Below are 15,317 nucleotides of genomic sequence, written 5' to 3'. Positions count from 1 at the left end.
AGTGTAAAGGAACGAAGTTAGATAAACATAAATTTGTGATGTTGCAGGTGCTTAAAGGGAATTCAAATTCAATATATTGTAATTTCTGTCAATATTGTCGATTTAAGCTAGATGTATTGCCTGGTCGCGGCGAAAAATTCATGGATTTATTATAAATCTTGAATTGCAGCGGCGTAATCTTCAACTCAGTAGTCTTCGCCTGCATATCGGTTCGGTTGATCCAATGCCTTCGGATCACCGATGAAATCCGCCCAGTCGGCACCGGGTTTCCAGATGCTGTCCATGTTTTCAAAGGCCTTGGCCTCTGCGAGGAGATGACCCGTTCTGGCATAGCGATAGAAGAATGCGCTGACCCGTGCATTGTAGATGCAATGCACGTGGATCAATGTGTCCTTCAGATCTTCGAGCGCGCGGCGGAACGCGTCAAAGTCGGCGTCGGTGGGATGGTCGAATTCGACCGGAATGTAGACATAGGTCATTCCGAGGCCGGAGACGGTTCCCGGCTCGTCTTCCAGCGCGCCCTTGTTGTGATGAGGACCGAGATTGACGACATGAGTGACGCCCAGAGATTTGATCTCGGCCAGTTCCGCCTCGCTCGGCTGTCCGGACGTCGTGATCCTGCCGGATATCCGCCGCCAGTTCAGGATGTGGGGGAGGTCGCGCATGGCACGGGCTCCCGTCAGACCTGAAGGTCCGCGCATTGCGGATGCGCCTTGGTGAACCGTTTTGTGGAGGCCGGATTTTTGACAAGGTGTTTCTCGGGCCGCACCGGCCGTTCGACAAAGTTGCCGCCGCAGTTGGGGCAGGTGTCACCGAAGCGGTTTTCGGCGCAGTCGGCGCAGAAGGTGCATTCGAAAGTGCAGATGCGGGCGTCGGTTGCCGAGGGGGGAAGATCCTTGTCGCAACACTCGCAGTTCGGTTTGAGCAAAAGCATGGGACGTCTCCTTTTGTCGACCGGTAACCGGTTCGTGCAGCCCTAGACTAGTGATTTGTTCCGTGGCATGAATGACAAGATGACCTCGTTTTCTGCCAAAATCGCCGAGACCCGCGCAGGGGCCAGACCAGTGGTGTTCGTCGTCTACCCGGACATCGTCCTGCTCGACCTGGTCGGACCGTTGCAGGTCTTCAGCCATGCGCCGGACCCGCAAACGAAAACCAACGGCTACGCGTGTGCCGTTGTCTCGCTGAATGGCGGCATGGTGACGACGAACACGGTGGTCCCGATCCCGAGCGAACCTGTTTCCCGGTACCTGGACGCCGAGATCCATACGCTGGTCGTCGTGGGTGGGGACGGCGCCAACACGGCCATGCACGACACACACGTCCTCGACATGGTCAACGCCCTGGCGGAACGGGCGCAGCGGGTCTGTTCGGTCTGTTCCGGCGCGCTGGTTCTTGCGGCAGCAGGTCTCTTGAACGGGCGAAGAGCAGTGACGCATTGGGACGACTGTGCGACGCTGGAAACCGGGTTTCCCGAAGTGAAAGTCGAAATTGACCCCATCTACATCAAGGACGGCAACGTCTGGACCTCTGCCGGCATAACGGCCGGCATCGATATGGCGCTCGCCGTTGTCGCGGAAGATCTCGGCCGCCGCTCGGCGCTGCGCGTCGCAAGGTCCATGGTCACGCACATGGCGCGCGCCGGGGGACAGTCGCAATTCAGTCCCGTGTTGCGCCGGCAGCTGTTGGACTCGACCGGTCGTTTCGAGGAGCTTCATCATTGGGTTGCAGACAATCTCTGCCAGGATCTGAGGGTTGAGGAACTTGCCGCCAAGATGAACATGAGCGCCCGGAATTTCGCCAGGCTGTATACCGGGCAAATGGGTTTGACGCCGGCGAAAGCGGTCGAGGCCATTCGAATAGAGGTGGCCCAGGACCTTCTGGAAACAAGCGGGAAGACCGTCAAGCAGATCGCCGCGCAGTGCGGTTTCAACGACGAAGAGCGCATGCGCCGGGCCTTCATGCGCACGCTAAGCGTCTCTCCAACGGATTACCGGCGCGGCTTTCGCGCTCAGGGGATCCCAAAGCCTCATTGAAAGCGGTCGGTCCGCTGCGCGAATTGATGCGAGGCCGACGGTTGCGCTATGGTTTCCGTAACGAAAGGAGACGGAAATGCCGATCAGCTCCAAAGCGTTGCAAACTGCGGGGTCTAGCCGGGCCAGCGGGCCAATCGGACGTTTCGCGGCGACAGTTCTGCTCGCCGCGGTCCTCACGGCATCACCGTTCGCGGCGCAGGCACAGTCCGGTTTCGTGTTGGGTGCTGATATTGAGGGCGCGCCTGTGGATGTGCCTGGATTTGGAGAGCCAGGACAGTTGCCGGCAGATAACCGCGTCGAACTCGGTGCGCAGGCGACGGGAGATTACGCCCGTTATCTCGGATTGTTCTCAATTGTGTATCCGGAACAGGACATCTCCGGACTTTGGGGGATCTTCAAAGTGACGCGCGAAATGTGCGGGGCCTTGTACCGGGGAGAAAAGAGCCTCGTCGAGGCCGCACCGGAAGGATTCTTCATTGAACGCGGAGATGTCTTCGCGCTTGGCTGGAAGAGCGAGAACTGGGACGGAACCAGGTTTGCCGTTACAAAAACGGGAGATAGCGAACGTGATGTAGCCGAAGGTCATCCGGCCTGGGAAGTGGATTTTTCTGAGGACGGCCGTCTGCGCGAATGCGGGGTCACTTTCGGATCCGCCGTTGGGTCAAACAGGAACAAGAGTACGGCAACTGAGGATGCACGCAAATCGGCCGTGCCGTTCATGTATGTCACCGTGCCGCATTTCTACTCTGCAATCCTGGTCGAACCGCAAAATGCCGGAGCATATGGGCTTCAGCAGCACGACCTTCTCATCATGCTGACCCCCTGCGGTGCATCCTGGTGCAGCACCACGACGAGCTTCGACTTCAGCGAGGGGAACTGGTATGTGCAATCAACCACCCGGTTCAATCTTCCCTCGAAAGCGGATTGACGCGGCAAACTTCTGCATCTCTTCGAAGCGGACAGGGTATCTGCTCCACGCCGCGCCCGGGATCCATCCTTGCTCTTCGGCGGCGTTGATTTGCGATGCATTGGTGCGCAGATCTGGGTTCTTCCGAGTGTTCAATCAGGATTTTTCGCTGCAAACATACGACATCAAAGCACATCGACAGATTTGCCTATAGATACATTTGAAATCAAGTGTGACAACATGGTTCGTGGTCAGATCTGAAAGAGATTTCAAAAGCGGAAGTCGCCGGAAAGAAGCGAAGAAATAATCGAGGGGGAAAAATGTTTAAACGAATACTTTTGACGGCGGCCATTCTGCTGCCGGCGACTGCTTATGCCGAACCGAGCCTGGAACGCGGCGAATACCTTGTGCGAGGCCCCGCCGCCTGCGGCAATTGCCACACGCCCCAGGGGCCGAACGGGCCTGACATGGCCAACGAGCTTGGCGGGTTTCTGGTCGAAAAGAACGACGCGATGGAGGCCTGGGCTGTCAACATCACACCGGGAAGCCGGGTGGCCGGGTGGAGCGATGAAGAGCTTGCCCGCGCAATCCGTGAGGGCATCAGGCCCGATGGCAGTGTCATCGGCCCGCCGATGCCGATCGGTCTCTACAGGGGGCTCAGCGATGACGACCTGATGTCGATCGTGAAGTTCTTGAGGACGGTTCCGGCCAGCGACAACCAGACGCCCCAGTCGACCTACAACTTCCCGCTTCCACCGGCCTACGGGCCTCCGATCGACACGGTGGCGTCGATCCCTCAGGGGGTGACGGTCGAATACGGAGAATACCTGGCCGGTCCGGTCGCGCACTGCATGGAATGTCACACCACCTTCGGCGAAAAGGGGCCGATGTTCGAGACCCATCTCGGCGCGGGCGGCTTTGAGTTTCACGGGCCCTGGGGTGTTTCGGTCGCTCCGAACATAACGCCGCACGAAGACGGAATACCCGGCTATTCGGACGAAGAGCTCGCACAGATGATCACGCAAGGCCAACGGCCCGGCGGCAAGCCGATGCTGCCGCCGATGGGCTACGGCTACTACAACACGATGACGCCGGACGATCTGGCAGCAATCCTGCTTTACCTGCGCCAGATACCGCCGCTGCCGAGCCCGGGTTGATCCGGCCGCGGCGAAGCGGCACCCTGATCACTTGAGCGCGCGCATGCTGCGTAGCGGATCGGATTGAACCGCCACCCGCTGAACATATTTCAGGTGGCCGACGGCAGGCAGGAAATCCTGGTGCGCGGGTTTGTGTTCCAGGAAGTCCTGCAGTCGCAGCAGGTTGATCGGTTGCTTCTTGATCAGCGCCTTCACGCGCTCGACGGCCTCGTCCAGCGGATAATTGTCTATGAACTGACAGGCCGTTTGTGTCGGCGTCAGGATATAGAAATCCTGCGCCTGCTTCGGCGCGTAGCGCGTGATGTCGAACGGCGATGCGCCGAGGGCGTGAAACTTGGGCATCAGCCCGCAAATGCCCGATTGCCCGTGTTTGACAACCGTGCCCGAGGTCTGTCTGTAGCCGAGCTTTTCGAGCCGCTGCACCACGTGGCGGCGCATCGCCGGCGACAGCATGTCCGCGTCCGAACGGTCGTATTTCAGGTCGTCGAAGACCGACAGAAGCTTGAGATCCGTATCGGCGATGTGGAGATACGGCCCCAGCTTCAATGGCTCGGTCTGATCGAAAATGTTCAACGCGCACATCCGTTCCGAAGCGTGTTCCAACGGGTGCAGGAACAGCAACGCTCAGTCATGTCTTGTTACCTAGAGCGCAGGTGAGCATTGAGGAGTAGGGGCACACATATGGTTTGCGTCAAACCGTCCAGACGTCGATTTCGTTCTGCCGTCCGCGCAGTTTGATGGGTTTGCGGTGCGAGAACCTTGTCGCCGGTTCGACCGCGTCGTCGGACAAGCCCGCCCGGCGCATCAGCTCCTCGCTGACAACGCATTTGCATCCGAGTTCGCGGGTGGAGGCTTCCAGTCTGCTGGCGACGTTGACCGTGTCGCCGACAACGGCAAATTCCAGCCTGCGCGATGGGCCGATGTCGCCCAGGATGACCGGTCCGAAATGAACGCCGATCGAGACGTTGATCGGGATCTGTCCCTGTGCCTCCCGTTCCGTGTTGAATCTCTCGGTTTCCTCGATCAGCTGCAGGGCCGCCTTCAGCGCGTTGGCCGCGTCACCCGGGCCGGTCTCCGGCGTGCCGAACGTCGCCATGACACCGTCACCCAGATACTTGTCCAGGGTGCCGCCGTTCTGGAAAATCGAACGTTCGACGAATGCGTGGTAGTGACGGAGCAGCTCCATCACGTCTTCCGGCGAGTGTTCTTCCGCATATTTGGTAAAGCCGACGATATCGGTGAAAAGAACGGCGACGTCCTGCGTGCGCACTGCACCGATGTCCCGGTCCGTGGACGCCAGGACATCGACGAGGCTCGACGGGAAGTATCGCGACAGGTTTGCGCGCTCGGCGGCGATGTTCGCCTGGCGCATCAGAAGCTGGTTCGAGCGCCATCCCTTGATGGCCAGGATCGCGGCGACGATCAGCATGACGACCAGTTCCTGCACGCGCACACCGGGTTGAACGCTGTTCGGATCCAGTTCGCTTTCGACCAGCGGATACCCTGCAAAGGCACTCGCGGCGGCGGCGCTCAACTCCGGCACCATGTGTCCGAACCACGCCACGCCGACCGAACCGATCAGCCATAACAGGGCGATCCAGGTGCCCATGGCCCAGACCGTCCGGTAGGAATAGGCCAGGGTGCCCAGGGCGAGGAATATGAAGAAGTAGATAAAATTGTCGAACCGGTACATGAAGGCGGTCGGCACATCCTCGCTCAGGAATGGGTTCGGCGTCACGAACAGCAGCGTCAGCAGGCTCACATCGGCAAAGATCAGGAGAAGCTCGGACTTTGAATAGCCGACACTTGCAAGGCGCAGCTGCAGCCAGCCGAGCGCAATGAACATCAGAAGCGTCGCTTCATAGAAGAGTACGCTCGGGCTGAAATTCAGAAACGGCAGCAATATTCCGATCAGGATGAGCGCGACCGTCCGGGCGATGATCGCCAGCCGGTGTCCCTCCATTTTTTCCTTTTCCAGCGCTTGCGCGAGGAATGGATTTGAAAGGGCCTGCTGCTTTTCTTCTTCCTGCATCCGGCGCAGGCGTTCGAGGAACCTGAGTGGCGGTGGTAGTCTGAGAGCCGGCATGCTCGCTCCGTTTCACGGTCGGTTCGGTGGGCGAAGGTTATCACTCAATCGAAGCCGGATTGAAACGATTTCAGCGGTCGAAATCGCACTGGATTTTCGTCCGTTCCGCCGGTGTGTGGATGGCAACCGGCGCGCGCAGACATCGAAGACCGTCGGGAAACGCCCCACACCGGGCTGTCGGCTCTTGCATCCGCCGTGTCATGGAGTGGACGCGCCGGGTGACTTAATCTAGCGTTCCTGAATGAACAGGGATTATGCACTTGATGGAGAGGCGGCGCGCCTGGCCGTCAGTGAGGGCAGGGCCGGACCGGCCTGGTACCGCCCCAGGGTCGATCCGGACAGCATCCGGGCTCTGCGCGAAAAGTCGGATGCGATCGCGCTGCGGGACACGGCGCTCTGGCTTGGCCTCATGGTTCTGTCCTGCGGTCTGGCGCTCTGGCTCTGGCCGTCCTGGTGGTCTGCACCGTTCTGGTTTGTCTATGGCGTCTTGTATGGCTCGGCGTCGGATTCGCGCTGGCATGAATGCGGACACAGGACGGCCTTCAAGACGGCCTGGATGAATGCCGTCGTCTATCAGATCGCCAGCTTCATGCTCATCCGCAACCCCGTTGTCTGGCGTGCAAGCCATGTCCGGCACCACACGGATACGATCATCGTCGGCAGAGACCCCGAAATCGTGGCAATGCGGCCGCCCGATCTCATCAGGCTGCTGCTCAATCTGTTCGGGATCGTCGACACCATTCACCTGGTAAGACGCATGTTCCTGCATGCCGGCGGGCGACTTCACCCGGAGGAGAGTACATACGTGCGCGAAAGCGACCGGGGCAAGGTGTTCCTGATCGCGCGGATCTGGCTTGCGATCTATGTCGCGACGATCGGCCTGAGCATCTGGCTCGGATCAATCCTGCCATTGATGGTGATCGGCTTGCCGAGACTTTATGGCGCCTGGCATCACGTGATGACCGGCATTCTGCAGCACCTGGGGCTGGCGGAAAATGTTGCCGATCATCGCCTGAACACGCGCACGGTCCTCATGAATCCGGTCAGCCGGTTCATCTACCTCAACATGAATTACCATCTGGAACACCACATGTTCACGATGGTGCCCTACTATCACCTTCCGAAACTGCATGAGCTGATCAGGCATGACGTTCCGGCGCCCGATCCGTCGATCCTGGCTGCCTTCCGCAGGCTGATGCCGGTTCTTGTCAAACAGCTTCGATACGCCGACGCGGTGATCATTCCGGTACTGCCGGATGGCGCGACGCCCTATGGACCCGAGGTGGACCGGCTTCGGCCGCACGCTGCCTAGCGTTTTTTCCGGCCAATCGCGATGATCTGCAGTTGTTCCGATTGCAGTCCCGAAAGATGTCTGATCGGGGCGAAGTCTTCAGGGACTGCGGGCAAATGTCTTAAGAAACGAATTCAACTCCAGGCATCAATCTCTCCTGGAGGCCGGAAGACTCTGCTTACGCAAAAAAGTCATCGAAAACTGGAACGTCGGTATCATGGGGGCGTTCGATATGCTCATGAGCAATGGTCAGTTCTTCGACCGCGATATCCGTCTCCTTGGATGCGTCGCCGGCGGAAAACTCCGGATCGAACTCTTCTTCCGTGTCGCTGTTGTCCGCGCTCTTGAAATTGAAGTTGAACGTGTCGTTGCTTTGGTTGCGATCCAGTTCTTCGTAGGTCCATTCGATCTTTTGGTAGTTGAGAGAGACTTCAGGCATGGTGTTCTCCTTCGCGTGTTGATGACGTTACGGTATGTTGGAGTGCCGTCTTGATCTGTGACCCAAATTACAGAGTGACGTTTCGCGGATCAGCAGCGGGGTTTTGACGGGTCGACGTTGCGCACCGCTCGGAACCGCTCTCGGGAAGACAAAGGACCCTTCACGGAGTTTTGCCTTGAAGGTGTCCGCTCCTCGGCAAAGGATCGTCCCGGTTTCAATCAGGGCAATTCTGGATGCGTGCGTTTCTTGTGTCGGTCTTCCTGCTTGTTTTTCCGCTGTCCGCACTTGCCTGCGATCCGAAAAGCCGTTGCGCGGTTCCGGGCGGGTATTACCTTGCCGCCGCACCCGATGACTGGGACGGCAAGACGCCGCTGGCGCTTGTCGTCTACTTCCATGGCTGGAACAGCTCGCCGGAGGCAACCTTCCGCAACAGGGCGATGGTCAACGGCGTGACCAGCCGGAATGCCCTCTTCGTTGCGCCCTTTGCCGAGCGGGGCTATTGGCGTCAGATCGGGGAAGGCCGGGCGGAACCCGGCCGCGACGAGGCAGCCTTCATTCGCGCTGTCCTGAAAGACGTGCACAACAACTGGCCGGTCGATGAGAAAAGGACGCTGGCGTCGGGTTTCTCGCGCGGGGCTTCCACGGTGTGGAACGTCGCCTGCTACATGAGTGGCGCGTTCCGCGGTTATGCACCCATCGCAGGCGGGTTCTGGCGGTCGAACCCGGAGACCTGCCCGGGCGGGCCGGTCAATCTGCGGCACATTCACGGTCTTGCCGACGGTGTCGTCGCGTTTGACGAGGTCGGTATCTACAATTCCATGGCGATCACGGACGGAATTGACATTCTTGCCGGGTTGAACGGGGTGTCGGGCGAGAGCCGGCCGGTCGAAAGCGGCGACCGGCGTCTTGACTGCGAGCGCTGGGACAAGAGCCGGAGCCGGCGTGTTATCGAACTCTGCCTGCACCAGGGCGGGCATTCCATTCCGGCTGAATGGGTCGCCCATGGCCTGGACTGGCTGGATGCCCTGCCGGGCGGGTAGCAACGCGGCGCGACGGCAAATCGGACCAGAAGAGCCGAAGCGGCTCGCGTGGCGCGCGATCCGCTTCGAGGCTGTGCATGTTTGGTGGGCGGGTCACACCGCCGGCCGGTTTTTTTCCTCCAAAATCGAGGGGCGCCTTGCGCGTTTCAGCGAGAGTGCGCACAGACCGCCGACGACGAGCTCGATCATGAGGGCAAGCAGGATGGCGTCCGATGGTATGCCATCAAGCATGATGCTCACGATCCGGCCTGCCGCGTAGGCAAGAAAAACAGCGGTTCCGAGCGTTGCCGAAAATCGTGCCCAGTCCGCCTTGAAAGCCCCGACGAATATCAAGGCTCCAAGGATGGCGAGGTTGGTGCCGGGTGCCCTGACTTCGCTGTAAAAGTCAGCGCCGGCCGGAAGCACGATCCCGTAGGAGGCATAAAAGGCACCGGGTGCGAACGTGATGGCCGCGCCGATCCCGAGGGCGAGCACGCCTGCAACAGCAAGCGTCAATCGCGTGACGTATGCGTTCATGTCGATCTCCCTTCAGGCCTCGGGCTCAGGCTGCAGTGGACCAGGCACCGGCCCGCGCGGCCTTTGCGGCGAATTCGGCGAAATCGCGAGGCTTGCGGCCGAGGGCGCGTTCGACGCCGTCCGTCACGTGGGCGTTGCGTCCGTCGAGCGTTTCGCGCGCAATCGCTTCGAAAACATCCGCGATGAACGGCCCGGCGGCCTCTGCGACCCCGGCCCGGAACTCTTCGAAGCTGATCGGGATGTGCCTGACCGGATGCCCGGTCGCTGCGCCGAGTTCAGCAGCCATTTGCGCGAAGGACAGGAGCCTCGGGCCGGTCACTTCATAGAGCTCTCCCCGGTGCCCGTCTTCCGTCAGCGCCGCCACCGCAACATCGGCGATGTCGTCGATATCGATGATCGGCTCCAGAATGTCGCCGCCCGGCATCGGCAGGACGCCGTCCAGCACCGGATCACGCAGATAGCCTTCCGAAAAATTCTGCGCGAACCAGGCGGCACGAACGATCGTGTAGTCGACACCGGAGGCGCGGATCACGTCCTCGCCGAGCCGAGCGTGGTGTTCGCCGCGCCCGGTCAGCATCACAAGGTGTTCGACACCGGCTGCCTTGGCGGCTGCGGCAAGGGCCTCGACTTTTTCCACGGCGCCCGGAATGGCGATGTCCGGAAAATAGGTGACATAGGCACTGGCGGCGCCATCGAGGGCGGCGTTCCAGGTTTCCGGCCTGTCCCAGTCGAACGGAATGGCGGCACTGCGTGAACCGCGCCGGACGGGGATACCCTTCTGATCGAGGGTGCTGGCGACGCGCGAACCGGTCTTGCCGGTCGCGCCGATAACGAGGGTGGGTCTGGTCTGCATTGGGTCTCTCTCTTGGTTGAAACGACGACCCTAGAGATAGAAAACCGGATGCCCGGGGAATTGACCGCGTGTGCCACAGTTTTGATCCGCCGCGCCAATCCCGCGTGCCAGGTCAAACGCATGGCTCCCTGTCGCGGCTGGCGTCAGCCGTGCTGGACGGCGCGCCGGAAGTTGGCCGGCGTTTCGCCGCGCCAGCGCTTGAAGGCGCGCGTGAAGGCGCTCTGTTCGGCAAAGCCGGTCAGAAACGCGATTTCGGCAAGAGCATAGTCCGTGCGCCGGAGCAGCCGGACGGCCAGGTCCTGGCGGGCCTCGTCGACGAGATCCTGGAAGGCGTGGCCCTGTGCCGCCAACCGACGCTGCAGCGTCCGGGCGCTCAGGCCCAGGCGGCCGGCGACATCGGCAACATTCGGCACGCCTTCGCTCAAGGCCCGGGACACGAGGCTGCGCACACGGCCATCGAGTTCCTGTGTTTCCGGCAGCTCCGCGATTTCCTTTTCCATGTGGGAATCGAAGAACGCGGAGATGCTCGGGTCGCCCAGCTTGTTCGGCGCGAAAAGATGATCCCTCGACACCTCGATGGCATCGCGATCGGCCCCGTAGTGGACCGGGCAGCCGAAATAGCTCTCATGCGCGGAGAGATCGTCCGGGGCGGAATGCTTGAAGTAGACGGCGTCCGGCGAAAACGGCCCCTGCGCCACTTCCCGGCTGATCTGCGTGACCGCGACGATGGTCTGTTCGTTCGACAGGCGCATGCCGAGATGGCGCGCGCCGGCGCGGTTGAGGGTCATGAAGAACCGGCCGCCTTCCTCGACGCATTCATAGGTGGAAACGCTGGTCAGCACCCGCGCATAGCGTTCCGACCGCTGGTAGGAACCGTGCAGATCGATCGCCGATTTCCACGCCAGCCCGAACGCGCCGTAGTCGTCGCAGCGCATGGTAGAGCCGACGCGGATCGGCACGGACGCGCCGTGCGGATCCTCCCGGGCAACCCGCTCGCACAGCGCGTAGTAGTCCGTGTCCGGCACCATCTGCTTCGGATCGACGGGGGCATCCGGATCAACGCCGACGGACTGAAAAAGCACGCGCCTGCGCGCGCCCCCGCTAGGGTCCGCCGCGGTCACCGCATCAATCACCTTTTGCGCGAACAACGCCGATATCTGTCCCATGGCGGAAAGTATAGCGGAGGGGAAGGAAAGTTCGAGATGGGCGTCAAGTTGTTGGTTTGGGTGACACGGCAAAATGAGAAAAATCACCCGCGGCCTCGACACATGTCGCATGTCGAGTCCTTCAGGTATGCTTCGTTGAAAAGGGGGATCTGAAGTGTCAGTTGCGAAACCAGGCGGTGCAGCGCAGCGGGTTTTCCGCTTGAATCGGCATTTGGTGTGCCTTGTGGGAGTATTTGCGCTGCTTATGTTCGCCGCGTATTCGGACGCCGCGGGCCAGGACAAGTTCATTTTCAAGGCCGACAACGGCGGGCTCCCCTTCGAGCCGCATGGATTTGGCGCCCTGTCCAATGCGAGGCAGCCGGGTCCGGACGTTCTCGGCGCAGAAGGTCAGGGCGATTATTCGCTGTATCTGAGTTCGTTTTCGCTGGTGACCCCGGAAAGGGACCTGTCCGGTCTCTGGACGGTTTTTCGCGTGACCCAGGTCATGTGCCGCGCGCTTTACCGGGGCGAGAAGAACCTTGTTGAAGCGGCGCCGAAGGGGTTCGTCATCGCCCGAGACGACATTCACGGCCTGGGTTTTGAAAGACCGGGATGGAAGGGAGAATCCTTTGCCGTCACCAGAACCGGAGACAGCGAACGGGACGCCGCCGGCGGTCATCCGTTCTGGAGCGTACGTTACGATGATGCGGGCCGTCTCGAATCCTGTGGCGTGAAGCTTGTCTCGGTGACGCAAGAAGCGGACGCTGCCGGGCAAGACCCGGACTACGATGCCGCTGTCCGCTTTCTCTATGTGGGCATGCCTCAGATTTTTTTCGGGATCATCACCGAGCCGGTCATGGCCGGTGTCCACCCGCCCGGTCCCGGCGATGCGATCACGGTGATGGCTCCCTGTGGCGGCGCATGGTGCCGGATCTCGACCCTTTACCAATTCAGCCCGGAGCGTTGGTACGTGAGTTCAAGGATCGGGTTCGGCAATCCGCTGGGGCTTGAGCAAACACCCTAGGTGTGGAGCTCAAGAAGGCTGTTCACGTTCAGCACGCCCGCCTTGTGTCAAAGCCGTATCCGCTTCTCACTCTCAGGATCGAAGAGATAGAGATGATCCGGGTTGAGGCTGAGGCCGACGACGTCGTCCTGGTCCTTGCGCAGGTGCCGGTCGCCACGGGCGATCACCCGCTGTTGGCCCCACTCGACGGTCAGGAAAGAAGCCTCTCCGGTGTTTTCGAAGGCATAGATCGGTGCGTCGATATCCCCGGCGCCCGCCTCGTGCACGTTGATGTCGTCCGCGCGCACGCCCAGGACGACATCGTCCCTGTCTCCGGTGGCGATCGGTGCGAGGCGCAGGCCGTTTTCGGTGAGGAAGTGACCGTCCCTGACACTGCCACGTACGAGGTTCATAGCCGGAGATCCGATGAACCCGGCAACGAAGAGATTGGCCGGGTCGTTGTAGATCTCGTCCGGCGTTCCGAGCTGCTGGATGACCCCGTGCTTCATCACGGCAACCCGGTCGGCCAGCGTCATCGCCTCGATCTGGTCATGCGTGACATAGACGGTCGTCACTTTCAGTTCCCGGCTGAGATGTTTCAGTTCGGCGCGCATGGTCACCCGCAGCTTGGCGTCGAGATTCGACAGTGGCTCGTCCATCAGGAACACTTTCGGCGTGCGCACGATCGCGCGGGCAAGCGCGACGCGCTGACGCTGCCCGCCCGATAACGCCTTGGGCTTGCGGTCGAGAAACTGGGTCAGTTCCACTTGCTCCGCCGCGCGCTCCACCCGGGGGCGGATTTCGGCCTTCGGCGTGCCGCGCACCTTCAGCGGGTAGGCGATGTTGTCGAAGATCGTCATGTGCGGATAAAGGCCGTAGTTTTGAAAGACCATGGCAACGTCCCGGTCCTTCGGCAGGTCGTCATTGACGACCCGGTCCCCGATCCGGATCTCGCCCGAGGTCGGCTCCTCCAGCCCGGCGATCATCCGCATGGTCGTCGTCTTGCCGCAGCCCGACGGCCCGAGCAGCACCAGGAATTCCTTGTCGTGGATGTCGAGGGACTGGTTGTCGACGCCGACAAAATCGCCCCAGCGCTTGGTCAGGTTCTTGAGGATCACCTCGGCCATTTACCGCACCGCTCCCATGGTCATGCCCTGTACGAAATATTTCCGGATGATAAGCGCCAGAACGAACATCGGCGCCATGATGATGATCCCGGCCGCGGACAGGAGGTTCCAGAGGTCGCCTTCTTCCCCCTTGAACAGGGCCAGCCCGATCGGCAGCGTCACCGCGTCCTTGTTGGTGAGAATGAGCGCGAACAGGAACTCGTTCCACGCGATGATGAAGCAGAAGATCGCAGCCGTGAGCAGCCCCGGCGCCGCCATGGGCAGAACGATGTTGCGGATCACCTGGAGCCGCGAGGAGCCGTCCACCATGGCGGCCTCTTCGGTATCCATCGGGATCCCGTCGATGAACCCCTTGATCATCCAGATCGCGAAGGGCATCACGATGGCGAGATTCACCAGGATCAGGCCGAGGCGGGTGTCCAGGAGCCCGACATCGCGGAACATGACGAAGAACGGCAGGATGATCACGACTGCCGGGACGAACTGGGTCGCCAGGATCATCACCAGCATCGTCGTCTCGCCGCGCAGGCGGAACCGGCTGAAGGAATAGGCGGCGCAGGTGGCGATCGGGATGGCGAAGACCACCGTGACGAAGGCGACCACGGTGGAGTTGTAGAGCTTTTCGCCGAGCCGGTAGGGGTCGTCGAAAACGGTGCCGAAATTCTCCAGCGTCGGCCGGAAGAACAGTTTGAGCTGGTAGACATCCACGTGCGTCTTGAACGCCGCCAGGAAGATCCAGACGATCGGAACCAGCATGATGAAGGTGGCGATCAGGATCAGGGTCAGCTGAACCGCGTTCCAGAACTGTTTGCGTTGCCTGCCGGTCATGTCAGTCCTTCCGGAAAACGTATCTCGCGTAGAGATATGTCAGGAGGATCATCGGAATGACCATCAGCCAGGCGACGGAGGCCGCGTATCCGATCTGGCCGTATTTCATCCCGTTGAAATAGATGTAGTGGCTGAGCGTCTGGGTGGCCGTTCCCGGTCCGCCATTGGTCAGCATGAAGATCTGGTCGAAGGTCTTGAGCGAGAAGATCGATTTCAGGATGATCACGACCGCGAGCACCGGGGCGAGCTGCGGCAGCGTGATGTCCCTGAAGACCCGCCACCCGGATGCGCCGTCGACCTGGGCAGCCTCGATCGTGTCCTGCGGGACGGAAGCCAGCCCGCCGATCAGGACCAGTGTCAGGAACGGGATCCAGCCCCAGACATCGGCCATGACGCACACCGCGAAGGCAAGCGTCGGGTCGGCGAGCCAGCTGACATCGGCGAGCGGCGGCATCACCGCGCCGAAAAAGGCGTCGAACAGCCCGAATTCGGGATTGAACATGAAGCGGAACGAGACCCCGATCAGCGCCGGCGACATGGCGAAAGGCAGGATCAGAAGCGTCTGAACGCCCGAGCGCAGCCGCCCGCCTGGCGCCAGCAGAAGGGCCAGCCCCAGCGCCAGCAGTGTCGTCAGACCCACCGTGAGGAGGGTGTAGATGCCGGTGACCCAGACCGAATTCCAGAAGGCGGGCTCTTCGAAGAAGGCCCAGGTGTAGTTTTCCAGGCCGATATACTGGTCGAGCGAGCCGGGCCGGTTCAGCCGCCCGACGGTTGCCGACAGGCGTGCGCTCTCCATCAGCGGCCAGATCGCGGTCGCAAAAACCACCATCACTGCCGGAAGCACCAGCACGTATTTGAGTGTGTTGTCGCGCATGGGATTGCGTGCCCC

General features: G+C 60.9%; 17 protein-coding genes. 6 read left to right on the top strand and 11 right to left on the bottom strand.

Translation table 11 applies throughout. From position 1 onward, the window contains the following. Positions 1 to 185: 185 nt before the first annotated feature. Positions 186 to 665, bottom strand: coding sequence for a protein tyrosine phosphatase family protein (locus ACO08A_RS07215; RefSeq protein ID WP_422040478.1), 480 nt, complete (start codon positions 663 to 665; stop codon positions 186 to 188). A gap of 14 nt (positions 666 to 679) precedes the next feature. Further along, complete coding sequence (locus ACO08A_RS07210; protein WP_319385488.1) at positions 680 to 934, bottom strand: DUF1272 domain-containing protein; 255 nt, start codon at positions 932 to 934, stop codon at positions 680 to 682. 79 nt (positions 935 to 1,013) lie between these two features. On the opposite strand from ACO08A_RS07210, the gene ACO08A_RS07205 reads away from it, so the two are divergent. The 3 genes from ACO08A_RS07205 to ACO08A_RS07195 all read left to right on the top strand — a co-directional run bounded on the left by ACO08A_RS07205 (position 1,014) and on the right by ACO08A_RS07195 (position 4,100). Beyond that, positions 1,014 to 2,036: a GlxA family transcriptional regulator gene (locus ACO08A_RS07205; protein WP_422040477.1), complete on the top strand. Its 1,023-nt coding sequence runs from the start codon at positions 1,014 to 1,016 to the stop codon at positions 2,034 to 2,036. A gap of 76 nt (positions 2,037 to 2,112) precedes the next feature. Continuing rightward, entirely contained in the window at positions 2,113 to 2,964 is an 852-nt protein-coding gene (locus ACO08A_RS07200; RefSeq protein WP_422040476.1) for a hypothetical protein, read from the top strand. A gap of 299 nt (positions 2,965 to 3,263) precedes the next feature. Further along, the gene (locus ACO08A_RS07195; protein ID WP_422040475.1) at positions 3,264 to 4,100 is read left to right on the top strand and encodes a c-type cytochrome; all 837 of its coding nucleotides are present in this window, start codon (positions 3,264 to 3,266) and stop codon (positions 4,098 to 4,100) included. A gap of 27 nt (positions 4,101 to 4,127) precedes the next feature. Here the strand turns inward: ACO08A_RS07195 and ACO08A_RS07190 are convergent, their stop codons facing one another. Together ACO08A_RS07190 and ACO08A_RS07185 are read right to left on the bottom strand one after the other, a co-directional pair. Continuing rightward, on the bottom strand, positions 4,128 to 4,673 hold the full coding sequence (locus tag ACO08A_RS07190) for a hypothetical protein (protein ID WP_422040474.1): 546 nt from the start codon (positions 4,671 to 4,673) through the stop codon (positions 4,128 to 4,130). Positions 4,674 to 4,791: 118 nt separating this feature from the next. After that, positions 4,792 to 6,186, bottom strand: coding sequence for an adenylate/guanylate cyclase domain-containing protein (locus ACO08A_RS07185; RefSeq protein ID WP_422040473.1), 1,395 nt, complete (start codon positions 6,184 to 6,186; stop codon positions 4,792 to 4,794). A 241-nt stretch (positions 6,187 to 6,427) separates the two neighbouring features. On the opposite strand from ACO08A_RS07185, the gene ACO08A_RS07180 reads away from it, so the two are divergent. Continuing rightward, positions 6,428 to 7,498: a fatty acid desaturase family protein gene (locus tag ACO08A_RS07180; RefSeq protein ID WP_422040472.1), complete on the top strand. Its 1,071-nt coding sequence runs from the start codon at positions 6,428 to 6,430 to the stop codon at positions 7,496 to 7,498. Between the two features lie 157 nt (positions 7,499 to 7,655). Here ACO08A_RS07180 and ACO08A_RS07175 read toward each other — a convergent pair whose 3' ends face one another. Beyond that, entirely contained in the window at positions 7,656 to 7,916 is a 261-nt protein-coding gene (locus ACO08A_RS07175) for a hypothetical protein (RefSeq protein WP_422040471.1), read from the bottom strand. A gap of 233 nt (positions 7,917 to 8,149) precedes the next feature. Between ACO08A_RS07175 and ACO08A_RS07170 the strand changes: the two genes are divergently transcribed. Further along, positions 8,150 to 8,956, top strand: a complete 807-nt coding sequence (locus ACO08A_RS07170) for an alpha/beta hydrolase family esterase (protein WP_422040470.1) — start codon at positions 8,150 to 8,152, stop codon at positions 8,954 to 8,956. A gap of 93 nt (positions 8,957 to 9,049) precedes the next feature. Here the strand turns inward: ACO08A_RS07170 and ACO08A_RS07165 are convergent, their stop codons facing one another. The 3 genes from ACO08A_RS07165 to ACO08A_RS07155 all read right to left on the bottom strand — a co-directional run bounded on the left by ACO08A_RS07165 (position 9,050) and on the right by ACO08A_RS07155 (position 11,407). Beyond that, the gene (locus tag ACO08A_RS07165; RefSeq protein ID WP_422040469.1) at positions 9,050 to 9,472 is read right to left on the bottom strand and encodes a DUF4345 domain-containing protein; all 423 of its coding nucleotides are present in this window, start codon (positions 9,470 to 9,472) and stop codon (positions 9,050 to 9,052) included. A 25-nt stretch (positions 9,473 to 9,497) separates the two neighbouring features. Beyond that, positions 9,498 to 10,325 (bottom strand): NAD(P)H-binding protein, encoded by an 828-nt coding sequence (locus ACO08A_RS07160; RefSeq protein WP_422040468.1) that lies wholly within the window; start codon positions 10,323 to 10,325, stop codon positions 9,498 to 9,500. Positions 10,326 to 10,468: 143 nt separating this feature from the next. Further along, positions 10,469 to 11,407: an AraC family transcriptional regulator ligand-binding domain-containing protein gene (locus ACO08A_RS07155; RefSeq protein ID WP_422040467.1), complete on the bottom strand. Its 939-nt coding sequence runs from the start codon at positions 11,405 to 11,407 to the stop codon at positions 10,469 to 10,471. Positions 11,408 to 11,735: 328 nt separating this feature from the next. Between ACO08A_RS07155 and ACO08A_RS07150 the strand changes: the two genes are divergently transcribed. Then, a complete protein-coding gene (locus tag ACO08A_RS07150; RefSeq protein ID WP_422040466.1) occupies positions 11,736 to 12,494 on the top strand; it encodes a hypothetical protein in 759 nt (252 codons plus the stop codon). A gap of 47 nt (positions 12,495 to 12,541) precedes the next feature. Here the strand turns inward: ACO08A_RS07150 and ACO08A_RS07145 are convergent, their stop codons facing one another. The 3 genes from ACO08A_RS07145 to ACO08A_RS07135 are packed head-to-tail and all read right to left on the bottom strand — an operon-like array spanning position 12,542 to position 15,302. Next, complete coding sequence (locus tag ACO08A_RS07145) at positions 12,542 to 13,600, bottom strand: ABC transporter ATP-binding protein (RefSeq protein ID WP_422040465.1); 1,059 nt, start codon at positions 13,598 to 13,600, stop codon at positions 12,542 to 12,544. After that, positions 13,601 to 14,428 (bottom strand): carbohydrate ABC transporter permease, encoded by an 828-nt coding sequence (locus ACO08A_RS07140; protein ID WP_422040464.1) that lies wholly within the window; start codon positions 14,426 to 14,428, stop codon positions 13,601 to 13,603. A 1-nt stretch (position 14,429) separates the two neighbouring features. Then, positions 14,430 to 15,302 (bottom strand): carbohydrate ABC transporter permease, encoded by an 873-nt coding sequence (locus tag ACO08A_RS07135; RefSeq protein WP_421981144.1) that lies wholly within the window; start codon positions 15,300 to 15,302, stop codon positions 14,430 to 14,432. Positions 15,303 to 15,317 lie beyond the last annotated feature (15 nt).

This window comes from Roseibium sp., assembly GCF_965232425.1.
Taxonomy (GTDB): domain Bacteria; phylum Pseudomonadota; class Alphaproteobacteria; order Rhizobiales; family Stappiaceae; genus Roseibium.
This window is presented reverse-complemented; position numbering and strand designations above follow the sequence as displayed.